The organism is Leclercia adecarboxylata (assembly GCF_035787115.1).
In the GTDB taxonomy this organism is placed as follows: Bacteria; Pseudomonadota; Gammaproteobacteria; order Enterobacterales; family Enterobacteriaceae; genus Enterobacter; species Enterobacter adecarboxylatus_E.
The window spans coordinates 828,918-849,703 of sequence record NZ_JALKTL010000001.1; the positions used below are offsets into that span (position 1 = coordinate 828,918).

A 20,786-nucleotide genomic window follows, 5' to 3' on the forward strand; every position below is an offset into this window, starting at 1 on the left:
CTCCCGTCAGGAAAATGTGATGTATGTCGCAAAGCATAGGAAGTTCACCGCGGACGATCTATGACATATAATCTTCATTTATTGATTATTCGTCCGGGAATAGAAAAATGACGCTTCAGTCGCCTGATTTGATCAGTGAGTTGCTGCGCGGTATGCGCCTGTCGGGGGTGAAATATCGCCGGATCGAAGCCAGCGCGCCCTTTGGCGTGGCCTTTGGTGCCGCCCCCGGCAAGGCACAGTTCCACTTTATCAGCCGGGGCCCGGCAGTGCTGCGGCTGCACAGCGGCGCGCGTTTTGAGCTTAACAGCGGCGATGCGGTGTTTATTCCCAACGGGGATGCCCACGCCCTGCTCTCCGGAGATGACGTCACCGTCACGCCGGTATCGGCCTTTCCCAGCGAGCCGATCTGCAACAGCGTGTGCGATATTCACTGCGAACCCTGCCCTGACAGCGAGAACATGGTGATATTCAGCGGGTGCATGGATTTCGATCTTGGCGGGATGCAGCCGCTGATCAAAGCGATGCCGGAAGTGATGATGGTCAGCCGGCTGATGACCACCTGGCCGGAGATCCACCCTCTGCTGGTGGCGATGGAGCGAGAGTCAATGACGCGCCAGGTGGGGTTTGCCGGGATCCTCGCCCGGCTGGCGGACGTAGTGGCGGCGCTGATTGTCCGCGGCTGGGTCGAAGCCGGATGCGGTAAGGCCACCGGCTGGATCCAGGTGCTGCGCGATCCGCGTCTCAGCAGGGCGATCTACGCCATGCACCAGCAGCCGGGGATTAACTGGAGCGTGGCGGAGCTGGCAAAAGAGGCGGGTACGTCAAGATCGGTGTTTGCCGAGCGTTTTCTTTCGGCAACCGGCACCACGCCGGCGAAATACCTGAGCGAGCTGCGGATGCGGCTGGCGATTCAGTATATCGGCCAGGAGAATCAGGCGATTGAGACCGTGGCGTTGCGCCTCGGCTACAGTTCGCTGGCAGCCTTCAGCCGGGCGTTTAAGCGCATTGTCGGCCAGTCGCCGGGAGCACTACGCGAAGCCAGTCAGACCCCACAGGAGATCTGACCGGTTCGTTTCAGAAGGGAAAGTTAAAGCCAGCTCTGCTGAACAGGCGCGCCTTCGGTGCGATCTGCGCGGGGCATCTCAATCGTCAGCGTTGAGAGATGCTTAGCCCACAGGTCTGCCACCCATTTCACGCCGCGCGCGGTAAAGCGGGCCTGAGACCAGGTGCGCTCGTTTTCGCCTACCCCGCTGTGCAGGGTAAAGTAGCCCGCATCAATATGATGCTGTGGCGGAACCAGGTTACCCCCGACGCGCTGCATGATATTGCGCTCCAGCAAGAACTCACGGAACTGGGGCTCTTTGGCTTTGAGGATCTTGCAGAGCTGACGAAAGCCCAGCGACTCCTTCACCTGGACGAACTGATCGAAGAACGCCGCCTTTGGGGCCCAGAGCGCAAGCTGCTCCTCGGCGCGCTGGCGTTTTTCGTACTGCTCCGCCCAGGCCCGCGCCGCCGCCGCCGGGTTGGTGAAGTCCGGGATATTGACGTTTCTCTCCCGCTCCTGCCAGCGATCGAGCATGGCGGCGGTGAAGCCCGGGGAGATGCGTGAAACCGTCAGCAGGGAGTCCCGTTTGTTCAGCAAAAACTCCTGCCGCATTTCACCTTCACGCTCATACAGGCTGGCCGTTACCGGCTGCGAAAGACGCTGCGCCGTTTCCAGACTTTGCACCATGCGCTTAACCTCGGTATGGGCGATACCGGTCAGCTTCGCGATTTCGCGACTGCTGATGGTGGCAAGCTGTCCACTGGACTGGAAAGTTTCAACAGGAATTACCATAGGTTTCACCCCTCACTCATACATTACTCGGGTAATTTGCTCTAATAGTATACAAACACCTGTTCAAATATCCAGTATAATTTTTAGGCGATTCTTGTCAGAGGCAGGCCACGTCTAAGTTGCGGTAACTAAGGCTGTTTCAGCGTCTGGCTCTTTTCGGAAGAACCAAAATGCCCGGTGTCACCCTGCCCGTGTTCACCGCTGCCCTGTACGCGCTTAAGCTGAATGACCTCGCCGCGCTGCCAGGCGTCGGCGCCGTTAACGACCGGATGGGCCACGATATCGGCACGCCGGGCTTTGATCTCCTGGGTATCGATCCCCAGACGGCGATCGCGATCCGCCAGCAGCCGAGGATCGAGCTGCCCTTCCCCGGTAAAGCCCATCATCAGCGCCGGTATGCCGAGCGGCAGTGTTTTGTCGCGATCCGTATGCCAGGTGTGCCAGGTTTTGCCGTAGGTGTTGACGATTTTATTCATCAGCGCCTTGTCAGCGACCGCAGGCAGGCCGGGCGCCACCAGACTGCCCGATTTCACTTCATACTGGTGACTGTGCCAGAGCTTTTTCTCCTCTGGCGGCAGGGTGTTAAACAGGCGCTCGCTGATGATGTACTCCACCCCCATCAGCCGGGCATCTTTGGTATTACCGTCATAAATAACCGCCTGCATGACCTCCTCATTCAGCACCGTCACATAGTGATGGGCCTCCATCTGGCCGTTTTTATCCCCGTTATAAAAGTGGAAGCCGTCCAGATACGCGCTGATGGCCTCCACCGGAGGACGGGACTGGATTACCTGGGCGCCCGTCTCCAGGGTGCTCAGGGCTGCCGAGGTGCTTTTACCCGGGAGCGGGGCCTGCGGCGGGGAGTTATTCGCCCCGCAGCCGACAAGCAGCAGGACAGCAACGCTCAAAGATAACGATTTCATTGGCACTCCCTTTCATAAAACCTGGTTATGAAGGTAGTTTAGATGCAGGAATTGATCCGGCATATATGTGAAAAAACAGCGGCTTCGCTCGTTTTTATCCGCAACGGTAATTTGTCTGTATATGCTCAAAATGTGGGATCCGACACGCGAAATGGCTCAGTTTCGTCTAAGGTTTTCAGGTGATTGATGGCAGCGGTCGCGCTGCCCGGAGAACCCAGGAGAACAACCATGATGAGACCTCAGCAGCACGCAACACTGCGGCTGGCGATTGGCGGCATCCTGCTTGGGATAACTGCCTTCAGCTATGCGGACGAACCAACCGGCGCCCGGAAACAAGCACCCGACATTCTGTTTGGTCCGCTGTTTAACGATGTACAAACTGCCAAACTTTTCCCTGACCAAAAAACCTTTGCCGATGCCGTTCCCAAAAACGATCCCCAGTCGATCCTCGCTGATTACCATATGCAGCGTAAACAGTCCGGCTTTGATCTGCGCCACTTCGTGGAGATGAACTTCACCCTGCCGACCGAAAAAGAGAAATATGTGCCGCCAGCCGGACAGAGCCTGCGTGCCCATATTGACGGCCTGTGGCCGGTACTGACGCGCACCACTTCCAGCGCCGGAGAGTGGGATTCATTGCTGCCGCTGCCGAAACCCTACGTAGTGCCGGGCGGGCGTTTTCGCGAGATCTACTACTGGGACAGCTACTTCACCATGCTGGGGCTGGCGGAGAGCGGACACTGGGACAAAGTTGCCAACATGGTGGACAACTTCGCCTATGAACTGGACAGCTGGGGTCATATTCCCAACGGCAACCGCAGCTACTACCTGAGCCGCTCGCAGCCGCCATTCTTTGCTCTGATGGTAGAACTGCTGGCGACGCACGATAAAGACGCGCTGAAAAAATACCGTCCGCAGATGGAAAAAGAGTACGCTTACTGGATGGAAGGAGTGGATGCACTTCAGCCAGGCCAGGCCAGCCAGCGGGTGGTGAAGCTGGACGATGGTGCCGTGCTTAACCGCTACTGGGATGCTCGCGACACGCCGCGTCCGGAATCCTGGCTTGATGACATCAACACGGCCAAAAAATACCCCAGCCGTCCGGCGACCGAGATCTACCGCGATCTGCGCTCCGCGGCCGCCTCCGGATGGGACTTTAGCTCTCGCTGGATGGACGATCCGCAGCAGCTGGGAACGATCCGCACCACCAGCATCGTGCCGGTGGATCTGAATGCCCTGATGTTTAAGATGGAAAAACTGCTGGCGAAGGCCAGCCAGGACGGGGGCGACAATGCGGCGGCCAGCCGCTACGAGGGTCTGGCCTCCGATCGCCAGAAAGCGATGGAGCGCTATCTGTGGAACGAAAAAGAGGGCTGGTATGCCGATTACGATCTGAAAACCAAACAGGTACGTAGTCAGCTGACCGCCGCGGCCCTGTTCCCACTGTACGTCAAGGCTGCCTCGCAGGAACGTGCGGACAAAACAGCCTCCGCCGCCGAAGCCCAGCTGCTGAAAGCTGGCGGGATTTCCACCACCACCGTTAACAGCGGCCAGCAGTGGGATGCCCCGAACGGCTGGGCACCGTTGCAGTGGGTCGCCACCGAAGGCTTGCAGAACTACGGGCAAAATAAAGTGGCGATGGACGTGACGTGGCGCTTCCTCACCAACGTGCAGCACACCTACGATCGCGAGCAGAAGCTGGTGGAGAAATATGACGTTTCCACCACCGGTACCGGCGGCGGCGGTGGCGAATATCCGCTGCAGGACGGCTTCGGCTGGACCAACGGCGTGACGCTGAAAATGCTGGATCTGGTCTGCCCGCAGGCCAACCCTTGCGACAAAGTACCGGCCACGCAGCCTGCGGCCAACGATGAACCGGTGACCACGACCCCTGCGGCTACCGGCACGCAACCAGCGGCGAATGACGCCTCGACCAGAAGTGACCAGCCAGCGGCGACAAGCACGCCGTCGACAAGCACGCCGTCGACGTCAACAACGCCACCAGCTTCAGGCAATCAGTCGACAACCACTGCGCCACCGGCCACCACTGACCAGCCGGCAGCCAATGATGAACCGACAGAAACACAGAAAAGTGTCGGACAGCAGTAATCACCAGGCCGGGTAAGGCGTAGCCGCCACCCGGCAAGTTAAAACGTTCGCAGGGATTAGCCACAAAAAAACGGCTCTGGTAAAAGAGCCGTTTTATCGGTTTCAGGCGCGTCGTACCATCCTGTAGATAAGTAGCACCAGAATGGCACCCACCACAGCCACCAGAAAACTTTGCAGGTTAAATCCGGATACACTGCCGCCGATGCCAAACATCGTTGCCAGCCAGCCGCCGACAACCGCACCCACGACCCCAAGGACACAGGTCAAAATAAAGCCGCCACCATCACGTCCCGGCATGATGAACTTTGCGATAACGCCAGCAATCAGACCAAAGATAATCCAGGCGATGATACCCATAGTGATGCCCTCTTGCAGAGTTAAGCTTGCGCAGGACACCCGCCCGCGCAGGTACTACTAAGTATAGGCAATCGCCGGAAAACCAGTTTTACTACACCGACTTAATTGCGGCTCTGGCGAAAAAATAATTACCGGTTTGTATTAAGTTCCGCGACCGGCTGCCGATAACGCATCCACAGTCTGTCATCAATCGAGGAGCCCCGGGGCGTGAGTAATTACAGTGAGCAGTTCCTGAAAACTAATCCGCTGGCTGTATTGGGTGTATTACGCGATCTGCAAAAAAATGACGTTCCCGTGCGTATCAGCTGGGGGAATAACCAGTTCATCAGCAAAATTCTGGATGCCAACCCGGAACGACTGGTCATAGATTTGGGCAGTCAGGAGTATGAAAACCGCTCGGTGTTACGCGCAGAGAACATCACCGTTGCCGCTGATACCCAGGGGGCCAAAGTCGAGTTCGATTTGCCGCGACTGGAACAGGGTGATTATCAGGCACTGCCTGCTTTTGTCTCGCCGCTTCCGGCATCCGTATGGTGTATCCAGCGGCGGGAGTATTTCCGCATCAATGCCCCGCTGCATCCGGCCTACTTCTGTAAAGCCAGAATGCCTGACAAAAGCGTCATTCGTTTCCGTCTGCACGATCTGTCGCTCGGCGGCATGGGGGCGCTGATGGATACCGCCAAACCCGAAGGCCTGGTCGAGGGGATGCGTTTTTCGCAGATCGAACTGGATATGGGCGGCTGGGGTCGCTTCTTTTTCGATGCGCAGCTGATTACCGTAAGCGAGCGTAAAGTGGTGGACAGCAAAAACGAGACCATTACCACGCCGCGTCTGAGCTTCCGTTTTCTCAACGTCGGGCCTGGCCCGGAGCGGGAACTGCAGCGGATTATCTACTCGCTGGAACGTGAAGCGCGGGAACGCGCCAATAAAGTGCGTTAACCGCGACCGGGCAGCGCGTGGCTGCCCGGCGACAGATTACATGGCGTCCATCGCTTTCTGCACTTTCCAGATGTAGCGCGGTGCCTGCGGTGCGGGGTGGTTATTGACGACATGATCAAAGAACTCGTCTTTATCCAGGTCGTTGATTTCGGCAATTGCCTTTTTACGATCCGACGAGAAGGTGCGCAGCAGCGCGCCCGCGCCGTTAACGTAGGAGACCACCAGCGCATACTGCATCACTTCCGGATCCTCGATCCCCTTCAGGATCCCATGTTCCAGAATGCTCAGGTAGGCGGTACCCATGGAGATATTGCGCTCCGGGTTCTTCAGCTCGCTGGTGGAGGGTTGCCCGCTCCAGCCCATATGCCGGTAAACCTCGCGCCCGGCGGTGGAGGCCTTAAGCTGCATCAGGCCCACCGCGTTCGATTTACTCACCAGATTCGGGTTCCCGCCCGACTCTACCGCAATGATGGCGGTGATCAGCCGCGGGCTGACGCCCCAGGCCTCACCGGCTTTTTCACTGATCGGCATCCACTGCATCGCCCGTTTCACCGGGACTTCCGGGTTCCATTCCGGCTTCTGGTAATCCTGCTTTGAACTACAGCCTGCAAGTAACACAATCAAAAAAGCAAACCATCTCAATTTCACGTCATCTGTCCTTATGGTCATTCATCGCTGTTACTCTATCCTCCGCTTGATGAAGGACGCGCTCAGGCGGCATGATATATACATTCAGCTTTATAAGTCAGCAAGGAAATGCCATGTCTCAGTTTCATCTCATCGCACCATCAGGGTACTGCATTAATCAGGAGGCGGCACAACGGGGCGTGGCGCGGTTACTGGACGACGGCCATCCTGTGCAAAATCAGACAATTATACCCCGCCGCCAGCAGAGGTTTGCTGGCACCGAGGCCCAGCGCCTGAATGATATCAATGCCCTCGTCCATCTGCCGGGTGCCAACCAGATTGTGCTGGCGGTGCGCGGCGGGTATGGTGCCAGTCGCCTGCTGGAACAGATCGACTGGCAGGGGCTGGCCAGCCGCCAGCAGCAGGATCCTTTGCTTATCTGCGGCCACAGTGATTTCACCGTCATCCAGCTCGGCCTGCTGGCGTTGCACAACGTCATCACCTTTAGTGGCCCGATGCTGGCGGGCAATTTCGGCGCACCGGAGCTGAACGCCTTTACCCTCGACCATTTCTGGCGCGCGCTGCGAAACCGCACTTACGCTGTTGAGTGGCAGGGCGATGGCCCTGCGTGCGAATGCGAAGGCCAGCTGTGGGGCGGCAATCTGGCGATGCTGGTCTCGCTTATCGGGACCCCCTGGCTGCCTGCCATTGAGAACGGCATCCTGGTGCTGGAGGACATCAACGAACATCCCTTCCGCGTCGAGCGTATGCTGCTCCAGCTGCACCACGCGGGCATTCTCGATCGTCAGCAGGCGATTGTGCTCGGCAGCTTCAGCGGTGCTGCCGCCAATGACTATGATGCCGGATACGATCTGGCGACCATGATCGCTTACCTGCGTTCCCGGGTATCGGTGCCCATCGTCAGCGGGCTTGACTTCGGCCACGAACAAAAAACCGTCACCCTGCCCCTCGGCGCGCAGGCGACGCTGGTTCACGCGGCGGGCAACAGTCGTTTAACCCTGAGCGGGCATCCGGTGCTCCAGGCGTAAAAAAAGCCCCTTAAGCGGCGGATTAACGCCCTGTGAGGGGCGTTAATATGGTAGGGTTTTACTAACAGTCATCGCGTCAGGCAGGGAGTACGCAAACATTGGATGCCGCAGCAATAATCAGTCTTTTTATCCTGGGTTCAGTTCTTGTAACCTGCAGTATTTTATTGAGTTCGTTCTCATCACGTCTCGGCATCCCCATTCTGGTTATTTTCCTCGCCATCGGCATGCTGGCGGGGGTTGATGGCGTCGGGGGGATCCCCTTCGACAATTATCCGTTTGCGTACATGATCAGTAACCTCGCGCTGGCCGTGATCCTGCTGGATGGCGGGATGCGCACCCAGGCCAGTTCGTTTCGCGTGGCGCTGGGTCCGGCCCTGTCGCTGGCGACGGTCGGGGTGCTGATTACCTCAGGCCTGACCGGGATGATGGCGGCATGGCTGTTTCATCTGGACCTGATGGAAGGGCTGCTGATTGGCGCGATTGTCGGGTCTACCGACGCCGCGGCAGTCTTTTCGCTGCTGGGCGGCAAAGGGCTGAACGAACGTGTCGGCTCAACGCTGGAGATAGAATCCGGCAGTAACGATCCGATGGCGGTGTTTCTCACCATCACCCTGATTGAGATGATCCAGCAGCATGAGACCGGCCTGAGCTGGATGTTCGCCTGGCACATCATTCAGCAGTTTGGCTTAGGCATCATCTTTGGCCTCGCCGGTGGCTATCTGCTGCAACAGACGATCAACCGTATTTCGCTGCCGGCGGGGCTCTATCCGCTGCTGGCGCTGAGCGGTGGGATTTTGATTTTCGCCGTGACCACCGCACTGGACGGCAGCGGTATTCTGGCGGTCTATCTGTGCGGTTTCCTGCTCGGCAATCGCCCCATCCGCAACCGCTATGGCATTCTGCAAAACTTCGACGGCCTGGCCTGGCTGGCGCAGATTGGCATGTTCCTGGTGCTGGGGTTGCTGGTCACGCCGTCGGATCTGCTGCCGATTGCCGTGCCGGCGCTGATGCTGTCGCTGTGGATGATCTTCTTTGCCCGCCCGCTGTCAGTCTTTGCCGGGCTGCTGCCGTTCAGGGGCTTTAACCTGCGCGAGCGGGTGTTTATTAGCTGGGTGGGGCTGCGCGGCGCAGTACCGATTATCCTTGCGGTGTTCCCGATGATGGCCGGGCTGGATAATTCTCGTCTGTTCTTTAACGTGGCATTTTTCGTGGTGCTGGTGTCGCTGTTGTTCCAGGGGACCTCCCTGTCATGGGCGGCGAAAAAGGCCAAAGTAGTGATCCCACCGGTGGGCTGGCCGGTCTCCCGGGTGGGGCTGGATATTCACCCGGAGAACCCCTGGGAGCAGTTTGTTTATCAGCTTAGCGCCGATAAGTGGTGCGTAGGGGCTTCGCTGCGCGATCTGCACATGCCCGCCGAGACGCGCATTGCCGCCCTGTTCCGCGATAACGCGCTGCTGCATCCAACCGGCAGCACCCGATTGCGGGAGGGGGATATCCTCTGCGTCATTGGCCGCGAGCATGACCTCCCTGCCCTCGGCAAGCTGTTCAGCCAGTCACCACCGGTGGCGCTGGATCAACGCTTCTTTGGCGACTTTATTCTGGAAGCCAGCGCTAAATTTGCCGATGTGGCGTTGATCTATGGCCTGGACGTTGGGCTGGAGTATCGCGATAACCAGCAGACTCTGGGCGAGATTGTCCAGAAACAGCTCGGTGCCGCCCCGGTCGTGGGTGACCAGGTGGAGTTTGCCGGGATGATCTGGACGGTCGCGGAGAAAGAAGATAACGCGGTGCTGAAGGTGGGCGTGCGCGTGGCGGAGGATGCCGAAGAGTAAATTGCTTCCTCTCCAACAGGGAGAGGAGCAAACACTAAAAAGGGCAACTGACGTTGCCCTTTTGCATTTATATCGTTACGACCGGTACCCGCGGCGCTAACGCGGTTAATAACTCGTACCCTACGGTGCCCGCTGCGGCGGCGACATCATCCACCTTCACCTCATTGCCCCACAGCTCAACCGGCGAACCTATCCCCGCCTGCGGGCATGGCGTCAGGTCAATCGCCAGCATATCCATTGAAACGGTGCCCACCGTGCCGGTGCGCACGCCGTCCACCCACACCGGAGTGCCGGAAGGGGCAATACGGGGATAGCCGTCAGCATAGCCGCCAGCGACGATACCGATCCTCTGCTCGCCTGACGCCCGATAGCGGCTGCCATAGCCCACGGTGTCCCCTGCTTTCAGGTTCTGGACGCCGATGATTTCACTGCGCAGGGTCATCACCGGCTTCAGGCCGCTGTTGGCGATATCCTGCCACTGCCCGGACGGCGAGGCGCCATAGAGGATGATGCCCGGACGCACCCAGTCGAAATGCGCCTCCGGATGCCAGAGCGTCGCCGCCGAGTTGGCGAGCGAGCGCGGGCAGTCCAGCCCCTCCGCCGCCTGCTCGATCCGCTTCATCGGTTCAACAATACCGTCCGGCTTCTCCGCATCAGCAAAATGGGCCATCAGGGTCATCCCCCCGACGTTCTTCAGCGCCCGCAGCTGCTGCCAGACGCTGTGAACCCGCTCCGGCTGGAAACCGAGACGGTTCATGCCGCTATTTACTTTCAGGTAGATATCGAGCGGGGCATGCAGCTTCGCATTCTGCAACGCCTTCACCTGCCAGTTGCTGTGTACGCTGGTGGTCAGGCGGTACTTATCCAGCAGCGGCAGTTCATCGCTGTGGAAGAAACCTTCGAGCATCAGGATCGGCCCTTTCCAGCCGCGCTCGCGCAGCAGGATCGCCTCTTCCAGATTGAGCAGCGCAAAACCATCCGTCGCGCTTAATGCACTCCAGATGCGATCCAGACCATGGCCATACGCATTGGCTTTGACCACGGTCCAGACGCGGGATGCTGGCGCAGCGCGTCGGACAATTTGCAGGTTATCCTTCAGGGCCTGCAGATCCAGCTGAGCCAGAACAGGACGGGACATGACGACTCCTTGTTAGTTATGCGCGCCGTGTAAATGTTGTGGACGTGACGGAGTGAACCCCGGACGGTAGCGCGCGACGCTTAAATCATCAAACGGAATAGCGGGTGTGCGCCCGGAGATCAGATCGCTGAGTAACTGCCCTGAACCGCAGGCCATTGTCCAGCCCAGCGTACCGTGTCCGGTGTTCAACCACAGGTTTTTAAAGGGTGTCCGCCCGACCACCGGCGTGCCGTCCGGTGTCATCGGCCGCAGCCCGGTCCAGAAGGTCGCCTGTTCGATAAAACCGCCGCGCGGGAACAGATCGCCAACGACCATCTCCAGCGTTTCCCGACGCGGCTGCAGCAGCTCGGTGTTAAAGCCGACAATTTCCGCCATTCCTCCCACGCGGATCCGGTTATCAAAACGGGTGATCGCGATTTTGTATGTTTCATCAAGGATAGTTGAAACCGGGGCGCCGCTGTCCTCTTTGATCGGGATGGTCAGCGAGTAACCTTTCAGCGGGTAGACCGGAATATCGACAATGCCTTTTAGCATGGCGGTGGAGTATGAGCCAAAGGCCATTACGTAGGCATCCGCTTTTACCACCTCGTCGCCACAGAGCACGCCGTAGATGTTATCCCCTTCATACAGCAATTTATCGACCGGGGTGTTGTAGCGGAATTTGACGCCAGCCTGCTCGGCCATCTGCGCCAGATTCTGGGTAAAGAGCTGGCAGTCGCCGGTTTCGTCATTTGGCAGGCGCAGACCGCCGGTCAGCTTGTGCGCCACCTCGGCCAGGGCCGGTTCCACCTGAGCCAGCTGGCTGGCTTCCAGCAGTTGATACGGAACACCCGCGTCCTCAAGTACGGCGATATCACGGGTGGCGTTTTCATACTGCTGGGCGGTGCGGAACAGCTGCAGGGTGCCGCCCTGACGGCCTTCATACTGAATGCCGGTGGCGGCCCGCAGCGCCTTCAGGCAGTCGCGGCTGTACTCCGCCAGACGCACCATCCGCCCTTTGTTTTCCATGTAGTGAGAGGTGTCGCAGTTGCGCAGCATCTGCCACATCCACTTGAGCTGGAACTGCGTGCCGTCAAGACTGATCGCCAGCGGTGCATGGCGCTGGAACATCCATTTAATCGCCTTCAGCGGAACGCCCGGGGCCGCCCAGGGTGCCGCGTAACCCGGAGAAATTTGTCCGGCATTCGCTGCGCTGGTCTCCAGCGCCGGTCCCGGCTCCCGATCGATGACGGTCACGTCATGCCCGGCCTGACTTAAGTACCAGGCGCTGGTTACGCCAACGACGCCACTTCCCAGTATGACAACACGCATAGCCACTCCATTTATAAGCAAAAGAACAATCTTCTGATTACATATTGATAACCCAGCCGAAAATATTATTCAACATAGGCATTTTTTATGGTGACTTACCTCACACCTTCCCCTTATGGCGGGGCTGTAGCGTATTTGGCATCTCATGCTGCGCGGCATTTTTAACCAGCAGATTATGCTGTCGGGCACCCCGTTTTCGTCATGCCGACGACGGGAAATCGCAAAGAAAAAAATAGCGCACCAGCACGCTTTTGAATGGCGTGTTCTATGCTTGAAAAGAGGTTCTCCAGACAGAGAGAGCTACCAACAACGAGGGCGCGCTAATGGCTACTATTGATTCCATGAATAAGGACACCACACGTCTGAGCGATGGACCCGACTGGACATTCGAGCTGCTGGACACCTATCTGGCGGAAATTGATCGGGTGGCGAAACTCTACCGTCTGGACGCCTATCCCCATCAAATCGAAGTCATTACCTCCGAGCAGATGATGGACGCTTACTCCAGCGTCGGGATGCCCATTAACTATACCCACTGGTCGTTTGGTAAAAAATTCATTGAGACCGAACGGCTGTACAAACACGGTCAGCAGGGTCTGGCGTATGAGATTGTCATTAACTCCAATCCCTGTATCGCATATCTGATGGAAGAGAACACCATCACCATGCAGGCGCTGGTGATGGCGCACGCCTGCTACGGTCACAACTCATTTTTCAAAAACAACTACCTGTTCCGCAGCTGGACCGATGCCAGTTCGATTGTCGATTACCTGATTTTCGCCCGTAATTACATCACCGAGTGCGAAGAGCGCTACGGGGTGGATGAGGTCGAGAAGCTGCTGGACTCCTGCCATGCGCTGATGAACTACGGCGTGGACCGCTATAAACGCCCGCAGAAGATCTCTTTGCAGGAGGAGAAAGCCCGGCAGAAAAACCGCGAAGAGTATCTGCAAAGCCAGGTGAATACCCTGTGGCGTACCCTGCCGAAACGCGAGGAGGAGAAAGCGGTACCCGAAGCACGCCGTTACCCTTCCGAGCCGCAGGAAAACCTGCTCTATTTTATGGAGAAGAACGCCCCGCTGCTGGAGCCGTGGCAGCGTGAGATCCTGCGCATCGTGCGCAAGGTGAGCCAGTACTTCTACCCCCAAAAACAGACTCAGGTGATGAACGAAGGCTGGGCCACCTTCTGGCACTACACCATCCTGAATCACCTGTATGACGAAGGCAAAGTCACCGAACGCTTTATGCTGGAGTTTTTGCACAGCCACACCAACGTGGTGTTCCAGCCGCCTTACAACAGCCCGTGGTACAGCGGTATCAACCCCTATGCGCTGGGCTTTGCGATGTTCCAGGATATCAAGCGTATCTGCCAGAACCCGACGGAAGAGGATAAATACTGGTTCCCGGATATTGCCGGTTCCGACTGGCTGGAGACGCTGCATTTCGCGATGCGCGACTTTAAAGACGAGAGCTTTATCAGCCAGTTCCTGTCACCGAAAGTGATGCGGGATTTCCGCCTGTTTACGGTGCTGGACGACGATCACAATAACTATCTTGAGATCTCGGCTATTCACAACGAAGAGGGGTATCGCGAGATCCGATCCCGTCTCTCGGCGCAGTATAACCTGAGCAACCTGGAGCCAAATATTCAGGTCTGGAATGTTGATCTGCGCGGGGATCGCTCCCTCACGCTGCGCTATATTCCGCATAACCGCGCGCCGCTGGATAAGGGACGTAAGGAAGTGCTGAAGCACGTGCACCGTCTGTGGGGCTTTGACATTATGCTTGAACAGCAAAACGAAGATGGCAGCGTGGAGTTACTGGAGCGCTGCCCGGCCAAGGGCAATATGTTGTAGTCTGGTGGCCGGGTAAGGCGCAGCCGTTACCCGCAAAAAAAACCTCTCGCCTGAGAGGTTTTTTATTTTATCGACCGTGAATAGAGAGATCGCCCGGCAGGGTTTTCTGCATCCGGTGCCAGATCTCACCGCTGTCGCGGCCGTAGCGACGCACGGTGTCATAAACTTGATCGTGCTGGCCTTCGGCGCAGAGTTCGCTCAGCTTATGGTAGAAACCAAGCGCCAGGCTGCGGGCCTCCGGGTTGGCGAAGTAATGACGACCGATGCGGGTATAGAGCCCTTTCATGCCGTTGAGGATCAGCCCGTAAATCGGGTTGCCGGAGGCAAACGCCAGCCCGCGGAAGACGTTGTAATCCAGCAGAGCAAAGGCATCGGCGTGATCTTCTACCGCCGTGGCGCGGGCCAGGACTTCCAGCGCCTTATCCGGATGCTGGCGAAACGCCGTACGGATAAAGATGGTCGCGATGTTGGTGCGCACGGAGAGCAGATTGTCGATCAATTGCGGCACGCTTTCGTGATCGAGGCGTGCCAGCGTTTCAAGGATATTCAGACCCGACGTTTCCCAGAAGTTATTCACTTTGGTCGGTTTGCCGTGTTGGATCGTCAGCCAGCCGTCGCGGGCCAGTCGCTGCAACACTTCACGTAAGGTGGTACGTGTGACGCCAATCAGTTCAGAGAGTTCGCGTTCAGCGGGAAGAATCGAGCCTGGGGGGAAACGGTTGTTCCAGATGCTTTCGATAATATACTCTTCCGCGAAACCCGCCGGGCTTTGCGCCTTTATGACCATAGTGAGTTTTCCATTCCACAGCTTTTTACAAAATTCACTCATCATACCAGAGGCAGACAGAGGCAGATAGCGCAGCGAGGCCAGAAAAAAGGGATCGCCGTTTTATTTTTATCATTTAAAAAACGCGGCCTGCGCTCCTTCTCTGGCCTCATTTGCGTATACTTAGTGCGTAATTATGTGACGGGCAAGGAAATCTGTTGTGGAAATGTCGTATCGTCGCGCCCTCTGGCGCAATTTTTTAGGCCAGTCCCCCGACTGGTACAAACTGAGCCTGGTGGTCTTCCTGGTTCTTAACCCGCTTATCTTCATCGTCAGTCCTTTCGTCGCAGGCTGGTTGCTGGTGGCAGAGTTCATCTTTACCCTGGCGATGGCACTGAAGTGTTACCCCCTGCTGCCGGGCGGTCTGCTGGCCTTTGAAGCGGTCGCTGTCGGGATGACCAGCGCGGAACACGTGAAAGAGGAGCTGGCGGCAAACCTGGAAGTGCTCCTGCTGCTGATGTTTATGGTGGCCGGGATCTACTTTATGAAGCAGCTGCTGCTGTTCATTTTTACCCGCCTGCTGTTGAGCATTCCCTCGAAAACGGCGCTGTCGTTGGCCTTCTGCCTGGCGGCTGCTTTCTTATCGGCCTTCCTTGATGCCCTGACCGTTGTGGCGGTGGTGATAAGCGTAGCCATCGGCTTTTACGGGATTTATCACCGGGTGGCCTCTTCGCAACCGGAAGCGGGCATGCAGGATGACAGCCAGGTCGACGCCCATCAGCGCGACGTGCTGGAGCAGTTTCGCGCGTTTCTGCGCAGCCTGATGATGCACGCCGGCGTGGGCACTGCGTTGGGCGGGGTGATGACCATGGTTGGCGAGCCGCAGAACCTGATTATCGCCAAAGCTGCGGGCTGGAATTTTGTCGAATTTTTCCTGCGCGTTGCGCCAGTGAGCCTGCCGGTGCTGGTGTGCGGTCTTTTCACCTGCTGGCTGGTGGAGAAGTGCAAATGGTTTGGTTACGGCACTCAGTTGCCAACGCAGGTGCGTGAGGTGCTGCACCGCTATGACGAGGAGAGCCGCAGTCAGCGTACCCGTCAGCAGAGGCTGGCGCTGATTTTTCAGGGCATCATTGGCGTCTGGCTGATTATCGCTCTGGCGTTTCACCTGGCTGAAGTGGGACTCATTGGCTTATCGGTTATTATCCTGGCAACCACCTTTTCCGGCGTGACGGATGAACATGCCATCGGTAAAGCATTTACTGAAGCGCTGCCGTTTACCTGCCTGCTGACGGTCTTTTTTGCGGTGGTGGCGGTGATCGTCGATCAGAACCTGTTTGCGCCAATCGTTCGCTTCGTGCTGCAGGCGGAGGCCGATGCCCAGCTGACGCTGTTCTATCTGTTTAACGGCCTGCTGTCGGCTATCTCCGATAACGTGTTTGTCGGCTCGGTCTATATCAACGAAGCCAAAGCGGCGATGGAGAGCGGCGTGATAGACCGCCAGCAGTTTGAACTGCTGGCGGTGGCTATCAACACCGGTACCAACCTGCCTTCCGTGGCTACGCCAAACGGTCAGGCGGCCTTCCTGTTCTTGCTGACCTCTACCCTCGCCCCGCTTATCCGGCTCTCCTATGGCCGGATGGTATGGATGGCGCTGCCTTATACCATTGTGTTAACCGCAGTCGGTTTGTTGTGCGTCAAAATTACTCTCATTCCTTTTACCCAGTGGATGATTCAGGCGGGTATACTGGCGACGCATTAACTGAGTGAGCCAGCCGGGCGGTAAACGCCCGGCAGCACTCAGCATGATAAATATCCGATTACGTTATATTTTGCGCGCTGAGGCTGGCGCGCAAATTGATTTCGTTTACACTGCGCTTTCTATACCTGCTCCAGGGAAATGATTATGTTGAAATTTTTGAACCAGTGCTCGCGTGGACGCGGGGCGTGGTTGTTGTTGGCCCTGACTGCCTTCGTGTTAGAAATGGTGGCATTGTGGTTCCAGCACGTGATGATGCTGAAGCCATGCGTGCTGTGTATCTATGAACGCAGCGCGCTGTTTGGCGTGATGGGCGCGGGTCTGGTGGGCGCGATTGCCCCAAAAAGTCCGCTGCGCTATGGTGCCATCGCCATCTGGCTATACAGCGCCGGAAAAGGCCTGCAGCTGGCCTGGGAACACACCATGATCCAGCTGCACCCGTCGCCGTTTCAGACCTGTGATTTTGCCGCCAGCTTCCCGAGCTGGTTGCCGCTGGACAAGTGGCTGCCGCAGGTATTTGTGGCGACCGGTGACTGCTCCGTGCGCCAGTGGGAGTTCCTGAGCCTCGAGATGCCGCAGTGGCTGGTGGGCATTTTTGCCGCCTACCTGGTCGTGGCGCTGCTGGTGCTGATTGCCCAGCCGTTTAAAGCGAAAAAACGCGATCTGTTCGGAAGGTAAAAGCAAAACGGCAACCTTTGGTTGTCGTTTTTATTGTTTGCGCCCTCTCCCCGTGGGAGAGAGTCGGGGTGAGGGCATCAAGCCGCACATTTCTGTAGGCCCGCGTAAGCGCAGCGCCATCCGACACAAAAAAACCCGCCTCGGCGGGTTTTTTATTATGTGCGGTTGGGATGATTCAGAATGTGGTCTTCCCAGTCGCGCACCTCTGACTCTTTCACCGCAATATGACGCACCGAGATCCGCTCGCCGTGCATTGCCGCTTTTGAGCCGGTCAGCAAAGGGTGCCATTTCGGCAGCGCTTTACCTTCCGCCAGCAGGCGGTAGGCGCAGGTCGGCGGCAGCCATTCAAAAGTCGGCAGGTTGTCGCGGGTCAGCTTGATGCAGTCCGGCTCTAACTCGAAACGGCGCTCGTAGTTACGGCACTGGCAGGTTTTGATGTTCAGCTGATTGCAGGCGACGTTAGTGAAATAGATTTCGTCCGAGTCTTCATCCATCAGCTTATGCAGGCAGCACTGCCCGCAGCCATCGCACAGCGATTCCCACTCGGCGTCGGTCATGTTGTCGAGAGTTTTGCTTTGCCAGAAAGGGATTTCGCTCATAAGGATGTCCACACGTCAAAATAAAGCGCACCTTATAACCAGTCTGGCACCTCGATGCAAGTTTTGCCGCCCTTTTAAGGCGGCAAGATGGGGTTACAGCACGCGTGTTTTCAACGACAGGCCGTTGACGGACAGCTCCAGCTCGTCGCCACCGGAGAGCGGCCCCACCCCTTCCGGGGTGCCCGTGAGGATCACATCCCCTGGCTTGAGCGTGAAATAGCGGCTCATATAGGCAATCAGCGGCACAATTTTATGGATCATGTCGGACGTAGAACCTTGCTGACGCACTTCGCCGTTGATTTTCAGGCTCAGGGTGGTGTTCTGCGGGTCGTCCTGGAACTCCGCCACCGGTACGAAGCCGGAGATCGGACAGGAATTATCAAAGCCTTTGGCTTTCTCCCACGGCTGACCCGCTTTTTTCATTTTGCCCTGCACGTCGCGCAGGGTCAGATCCAGCGCTACACCATAACCGGCAATCGCTTTCTGCACATGATCTTCAGAAGCCTGGCGCAGCGTTGCGCCAATCAGCACCGCCAGTTCCACTTCGTGGTGAACCGAACCCAGCCCCTGAGGTAATGCCAGCGGCTGGCGAATATCACAGAGTGCGGTTTCCGGTTTAATGAACAGCACCGGCTCGTCCGGAACCGCACTGCCCATTTCCTGAATATGCTTTGCGTAATTACTGCCTACACAGACGACTTTACTTACCGGATAATCCAGCAAGGCGCCTTGCCAGTTATGATGCTGATACATAATGATCCTCTAAAAAGGTTAATGTAACGCTGACAGATAATTCCTAAACTATTTTTTCCCCTGCGCCTCAAGGTGCTGTTTGAGTAAATTCTCTTGTGGAGGAGGGAGTTGTAAATAATAGCCCTGTTCGGCTAATGCGCTTTTCACTTTTTCCAGATCGGCGTTCTTCAGCTGCTTGCGCCCGTCAAGCGGCATCAGCATCACCAGTTGCGGCTTACCGAAGCTCTTCATCAGTGCCTCAGGCACGCGGGAGAAATCGTCCTTTTTTTCGACATAGAGATAGGTCTGGTCGCGTTGGGTACTTCTGTAGATCACACAAAACATATATTTACTCAGAATTAACGGGGAGGGTGGCTTGCCTCAATATAGTTGTGACTATAACATGCCTGATACTCTTCGGAATATCACAGCACACGCCGTGGTTAAAGCAAATTGAGTAAGGCCAGGATGTCAAACACGCCAATCGAGCTTAAAGGCAGTAGCTTCACCTTATCAGTGGTTCATTTGCATGAAGCAAAACCCGAGGTTATTCGTCAGGCGTTAGAAGACAAAATCGCGCAGGCGCCCGCATTTCTTAAGCATGCGCCCGTCGTGATTAACGTAAGCGGCCTTGAAGCGCCAATTAACTGGCAGCAGCTGCAGCAGGCGGTCTTATCTACCGGCCTGCGGATTGTCGGCATCAGCGGCTGCAAAGATGCCGGACTGAAAGCTGAAATCGACGAGGCGGGTCTTCCGCTGCTCACCGAAGGCAAAGATAAAGCCCCGCGTGCCGAGCCCCCTGCCCCGCCTGAACTCCCTGTTACACCTGTCACTAAAACGCGCTTGATCGATCTGCCGGTGCGTTCCGGTCAGCGTATTTATGCGCCAAACTGTGACCTGATTGTAACTAACCACGTTAGCGCTGGCGCGGAGCTCATTGCCGATGGCAATATCCACATTTATGGCTCAATGCGAGGCCGCGCGCTGGCAGGCGCCAGTGGCGATCGCGAAGCGCAAATTTTTTGTACCCACCTGGAGGCGGAGCTGGTCTCCATCGCAGGGGTTTACTGGCTGAGTGATAACATCCCGGCCGAATTTTCTGGCAAAGCAGCACGTCTGCGTCTGGCAGACAACGCTTTGACCGTTCAACCGTTGAATTGATCCCTTTTTAACAAGGAATTTCTATGGCACGCATTATTGTTGTTACTTCCGGTAAAGGAGGCGTTGGCAAGACCACCTCCAGCGCGGCCATCGCTACTGGTTTGGCCCAGAAGGGAAAGAAAACTGTCGTTATCGATTTCGATATCGGCCTGCGTAACCTTGACCTGATTATGGGTTGCGAACGTCGCGTCGTGTACGATTTTGTAAACGTGATTCAGGGTGATGCCACGCTGAATCAGGCAATGATTAAAGACAAGCGTACAGACAATCTCTATATTCTTCCTGCCTCCCAAACGCGTGACAAAGACGCGTTGACCCGTGAAGGCGTGGAAAAAGTGCTCGATGAGCTGAAAAAAATGGACTTCGATTTCGTGGTCTGTGATTCACCTGCGGGTATCGAAACCGGTGCGCTGATGGCGCTCTACTTCGCCGATGAAGCGATCATCACCACCAACCCGGAAGTGTCGTCCGTGCGCGACTCTGACCGTATTTTAGGCATCCTTGCCTCGAAATCCCGTCGCGCAGAAAATGGCGAAGAACCGATCAAAGAGCACCTGCTGCTGACCCGCTATAATCCAGGTCGTGTGAGCAAAGGTGATATGCTGAGTATGGAAGACGTGCTGGAGATCCTGCGCATCAAACTGGTTGGCGTTATCCCGGAAGATCAATCCGTGCTGCGCGCCTCTAACCAGGGTGAACCGGTTATCCTTGACGCTAACGCAGACGCTGGTAAAGCGTATGCGGACACGGTTGATCGTCTGCTCGGAGAAGAACGTCCTTTCCGCTTCATTGAAGAAGAGAAGAAAGGTTTCCTCAAACGCCTGTTCGGAGGATAAGTTATGGCATTACTGGACTTTTTTCTCTCGCGGAAAAAAAGCACCGCCAATATCGCTAAAGAAAGATTGCAGATCATCGTGGCGGAACGCCGCCGCAGCGATGCTGAACCGCACTATCTGCCGCAGCTGCGCAAAGATATTCTGGAAGTGATCTGTAAGTATGTGCAGATCGATCCGGAGATGGTGACCGTACAGCTGGAGCAAAAGGACGGGGATATCTCGATTCTGGAGCTCAACGTGACCCTGCCGGAAGCGGAAGAGTCGCGCTCATAGCGATGAT

20 protein-coding genes and 2 pseudogenes are annotated in these 20,786 nt (G+C 56.8%); 11 read left to right on the plus strand and 11 right to left on the minus strand.

Annotation, left to right across the window (positions count from 1 at the left end; all coding sequences use genetic code 11):
* Positions 1-107 precede the first annotated feature (107 nt).
* Positions 108-1,064 (plus strand): AraC family transcriptional regulator, encoded by a 957-nt coding sequence (locus tag MXM41_RS03915; RefSeq protein WP_325929998.1) that lies wholly within the window; start codon positions 108-110, stop codon positions 1,062-1,064.
* 23 nt (positions 1,065-1,087) lie between these two features.
* On the opposite strand, the gene MXM41_RS03920 is transcribed toward MXM41_RS03915, so the two are convergent.
* Together MXM41_RS03920 and MXM41_RS03925 are read right to left on the minus strand one after the other, a co-directional pair.
* Positions 1,088-1,837, minus strand: coding sequence for a phage antirepressor KilAC domain-containing protein (locus tag MXM41_RS03920; protein ID WP_325930000.1), 750 nt, complete (start codon positions 1,835-1,837; stop codon positions 1,088-1,090).
* Between the two features lie 128 nt (positions 1,838-1,965).
* Positions 1,966-2,760 carry an OBAP family protein gene (locus tag MXM41_RS03925; RefSeq protein WP_325930001.1) on the minus strand — a complete coding sequence of 265 codons (795 nt, stop codon included), beginning with the start codon at positions 2,758-2,760 and terminating at the stop codon, positions 1,966-1,968.
* 228 nt (positions 2,761-2,988) lie between these two features.
* Between MXM41_RS03925 and treA the strand changes: the two genes are divergently transcribed.
* Positions 2,989-4,869, plus strand: coding sequence for an alpha,alpha-trehalase TreA (treA, locus tag MXM41_RS03930; protein ID WP_325930002.1), 1,881 nt, complete (start codon positions 2,989-2,991; stop codon positions 4,867-4,869).
* 102 nt (positions 4,870-4,971) lie between these two features.
* Here the strand turns inward: treA and MXM41_RS03935 are convergent, their stop codons facing one another.
* On the minus strand, positions 4,972-5,226 hold the full coding sequence (locus MXM41_RS03935) for a GlsB/YeaQ/YmgE family stress response membrane protein (RefSeq protein WP_325930004.1): 255 nt from the start codon (positions 5,224-5,226) through the stop codon (positions 4,972-4,974).
* Between the two features lie 207 nt (positions 5,227-5,433).
* Between MXM41_RS03935 and ycgR the strand changes: the two genes are divergently transcribed.
* Positions 5,434-6,165: a flagellar brake protein YcgR gene (ycgR, locus tag MXM41_RS03940; protein WP_325930005.1), complete on the plus strand. Its 732-nt coding sequence runs from the start codon at positions 5,434-5,436 to the stop codon at positions 6,163-6,165.
* Positions 6,166-6,201: 36 nt separating this feature from the next.
* Here the strand turns inward: ycgR and emtA are convergent, their stop codons facing one another.
* Positions 6,202-6,813 (minus strand): membrane-bound lytic murein transglycosylase EmtA, encoded by a 612-nt coding sequence (gene emtA, locus MXM41_RS03945; protein WP_325930006.1) that lies wholly within the window; start codon positions 6,811-6,813, stop codon positions 6,202-6,204.
* A 113-nt stretch (positions 6,814-6,926) separates the two neighbouring features.
* On the opposite strand from emtA, the gene ldcA reads away from it, so the two are divergent.
* Together ldcA and MXM41_RS03955 are read left to right on the plus strand one after the other, a co-directional pair.
* Positions 6,927-7,841, plus strand: a complete 915-nt coding sequence (gene ldcA / locus MXM41_RS03950; RefSeq protein WP_325930007.1) for a muramoyltetrapeptide carboxypeptidase — start codon at positions 6,927-6,929, stop codon at positions 7,839-7,841.
* 98 nt (positions 7,842-7,939) lie between these two features.
* Positions 7,940-9,607: pseudogene (locus MXM41_RS03955) on the plus strand (potassium/proton antiporter); the annotation flags it as partial.
* 12 nt (positions 9,608-9,619) lie between these two features.
* Here MXM41_RS03955 and MXM41_RS22790 read toward each other — a convergent pair.
* From MXM41_RS22790 to MXM41_RS03965, 3 genes and pseudogenes are all read right to left on the minus strand, one after another.
* A pseudogene (locus tag MXM41_RS22790) lies at positions 9,620-9,664 on the minus strand (hypothetical protein); the annotation flags it as partial.
* A 76-nt stretch (positions 9,665-9,740) separates the two neighbouring features.
* Positions 9,741-10,811, minus strand: a complete 1,071-nt coding sequence (gene dadX, locus MXM41_RS03960) for a catabolic alanine racemase DadX (RefSeq protein WP_325930009.1) — start codon at positions 10,809-10,811, stop codon at positions 9,741-9,743.
* A gap of 12 nt (positions 10,812-10,823) precedes the next feature.
* The gene (locus MXM41_RS03965; RefSeq protein ID WP_325930011.1) at positions 10,824-12,122 is read right to left on the minus strand and encodes a D-amino acid dehydrogenase; all 1,299 of its coding nucleotides are present in this window, start codon (positions 12,120-12,122) and stop codon (positions 10,824-10,826) included.
* Between the two features lie 323 nt (positions 12,123-12,445).
* On the opposite strand from MXM41_RS03965, the gene MXM41_RS03970 reads away from it, so the two are divergent.
* Positions 12,446-13,978, plus strand: a complete 1,533-nt coding sequence (locus MXM41_RS03970; RefSeq protein ID WP_325930013.1) for a SpoVR family protein — start codon at positions 12,446-12,448, stop codon at positions 13,976-13,978.
* A gap of 67 nt (positions 13,979-14,045) precedes the next feature.
* Here MXM41_RS03970 and fadR read toward each other — a convergent pair whose 3' ends face one another.
* Positions 14,046-14,765: a fatty acid metabolism transcriptional regulator FadR gene (gene fadR, locus MXM41_RS03975; protein WP_325930015.1), complete on the minus strand. Its 720-nt coding sequence runs from the start codon at positions 14,763-14,765 to the stop codon at positions 14,046-14,048.
* A gap of 199 nt (positions 14,766-14,964) precedes the next feature.
* Between fadR and nhaB the strand changes: the two genes are divergently transcribed.
* Complete coding sequence (nhaB, locus tag MXM41_RS03980; protein WP_325930017.1) at positions 14,965-16,503, plus strand: sodium/proton antiporter NhaB; 1,539 nt, start codon at positions 14,965-14,967, stop codon at positions 16,501-16,503.
* Between the two features lie 144 nt (positions 16,504-16,647).
* The gene (gene dsbB / locus MXM41_RS03985) at positions 16,648-17,178 is read left to right on the plus strand and encodes a disulfide bond formation protein DsbB (RefSeq protein WP_325930019.1); all 531 of its coding nucleotides are present in this window, start codon (positions 16,648-16,650) and stop codon (positions 17,176-17,178) included.
* A gap of 155 nt (positions 17,179-17,333) precedes the next feature.
* Here the strand turns inward: dsbB and MXM41_RS03990 are convergent, their stop codons facing one another.
* From MXM41_RS03990 to MXM41_RS04000, 3 genes are all read right to left on the minus strand, one after another.
* Positions 17,334-17,777 carry a YcgN family cysteine cluster protein gene (locus MXM41_RS03990; RefSeq protein WP_325930020.1) on the minus strand — a complete coding sequence of 148 codons (444 nt, stop codon included), beginning with the start codon at positions 17,775-17,777 and terminating at the stop codon, positions 17,334-17,336.
* Positions 17,778-17,870: 93 nt separating this feature from the next.
* Positions 17,871-18,530, minus strand: coding sequence for a fumarylacetoacetate hydrolase family protein (locus MXM41_RS03995; RefSeq protein ID WP_325930021.1), 660 nt, complete (start codon positions 18,528-18,530; stop codon positions 17,871-17,873).
* Positions 18,531-18,578: 48 nt separating this feature from the next.
* Positions 18,579-18,854 carry a YcgL domain-containing protein gene (locus tag MXM41_RS04000; protein ID WP_325930022.1) on the minus strand — a complete coding sequence of 92 codons (276 nt, stop codon included), beginning with the start codon at positions 18,852-18,854 and terminating at the stop codon, positions 18,579-18,581.
* A gap of 123 nt (positions 18,855-18,977) precedes the next feature.
* Here MXM41_RS04000 and minC point away from each other — a divergent pair, with 123 nt between their 5' ends.
* Genes minC through minE form a run of 3 tightly spaced genes read left to right on the plus strand, consistent with a single transcriptional unit; the run spans position 18,978 to position 20,779 of the window.
* Positions 18,978-19,670, plus strand: coding sequence for a septum site-determining protein MinC (gene minC, locus MXM41_RS04005; protein ID WP_325930023.1), 693 nt, complete (start codon positions 18,978-18,980; stop codon positions 19,668-19,670).
* Positions 19,671-19,693: 23 nt separating this feature from the next.
* Entirely contained in the window at positions 19,694-20,506 is an 813-nt protein-coding gene (gene minD, locus MXM41_RS04010; RefSeq protein WP_325930024.1) for a septum site-determining protein MinD, read from the plus strand.
* A gap of 3 nt (positions 20,507-20,509) precedes the next feature.
* Positions 20,510-20,779, plus strand: a complete 270-nt coding sequence (gene minE, locus MXM41_RS04015; protein ID WP_032611475.1) for a cell division topological specificity factor MinE — start codon at positions 20,510-20,512, stop codon at positions 20,777-20,779.
* The last annotated feature ends 7 nt before the right edge of the window (positions 20,780-20,786 follow it).

Coding starts and splice junctions, on each gene's coding strand:
- MXM41_RS03915 (WP_325929998.1), top strand. CDS start 108: ATGACGCTTCAGTCGCCTGATTTGATCAGTGAGTTGCTGCGCGGTATG.
- MXM41_RS03920 (WP_325930000.1), bottom strand. CDS start 1,837: ATGGTAATTCCTGTTGAAACTTTCCAGTCCAGTGGACAGCTTGCCACC.
- MXM41_RS03925 (WP_325930001.1), bottom strand. CDS start 2,760: ATGAAATCGTTATCTTTGAGCGTTGCTGTCCTGCTGCTTGTCGGCTGC.
- treA (WP_325930002.1), top strand. CDS start 2,989: ATGATGAGACCTCAGCAGCACGCAACACTGCGGCTGGCGATTGGCGGC.
- MXM41_RS03935 (WP_325930004.1), bottom strand. CDS start 5,226: ATGGGTATCATCGCCTGGATTATCTTTGGTCTGATTGCTGGCGTTATC.
- ldcA (WP_325930007.1), top strand. CDS start 6,927: ATGTCTCAGTTTCATCTCATCGCACCATCAGGGTACTGCATTAATCAG.
- dadX (WP_325930009.1), bottom strand. CDS start 10,811: ATGTCCCGTCCTGTTCTGGCTCAGCTGGATCTGCAGGCCCTGAAGGAT.
- MXM41_RS03965 (WP_325930011.1), bottom strand. CDS start 12,122: ATGCGTGTTGTCATACTGGGAAGTGGCGTCGTTGGCGTAACCAGCGCC.
- MXM41_RS03970 (WP_325930013.1), top strand. CDS start 12,446: ATGGCTACTATTGATTCCATGAATAAGGACACCACACGTCTGAGCGAT.
- fadR (WP_325930015.1), bottom strand. CDS start 14,765: ATGGTCATAAAGGCGCAAAGCCCGGCGGGTTTCGCGGAAGAGTATATT.
- dsbB (WP_325930019.1), top strand. CDS start 16,648: ATGTTGAAATTTTTGAACCAGTGCTCGCGTGGACGCGGGGCGTGGTTG.
- MXM41_RS03990 (WP_325930020.1), bottom strand. CDS start 17,777: ATGAGCGAAATCCCTTTCTGGCAAAGCAAAACTCTCGACAACATGACC.
- MXM41_RS03995 (WP_325930021.1), bottom strand. CDS start 18,530: ATGTATCAGCATCATAACTGGCAAGGCGCCTTGCTGGATTATCCGGTA.
- MXM41_RS04000 (WP_325930022.1), bottom strand. CDS start 18,854: ATGTTTTGTGTGATCTACAGAAGTACCCAACGCGACCAGACCTATCTC.
- minC (WP_325930023.1), top strand. CDS start 18,978: ATGTCAAACACGCCAATCGAGCTTAAAGGCAGTAGCTTCACCTTATCA.
- minD (WP_325930024.1), top strand. CDS start 19,694: ATGGCACGCATTATTGTTGTTACTTCCGGTAAAGGAGGCGTTGGCAAG.
- minE (WP_032611475.1), top strand. CDS start 20,510: ATGGCATTACTGGACTTTTTTCTCTCGCGGAAAAAAAGCACCGCCAAT.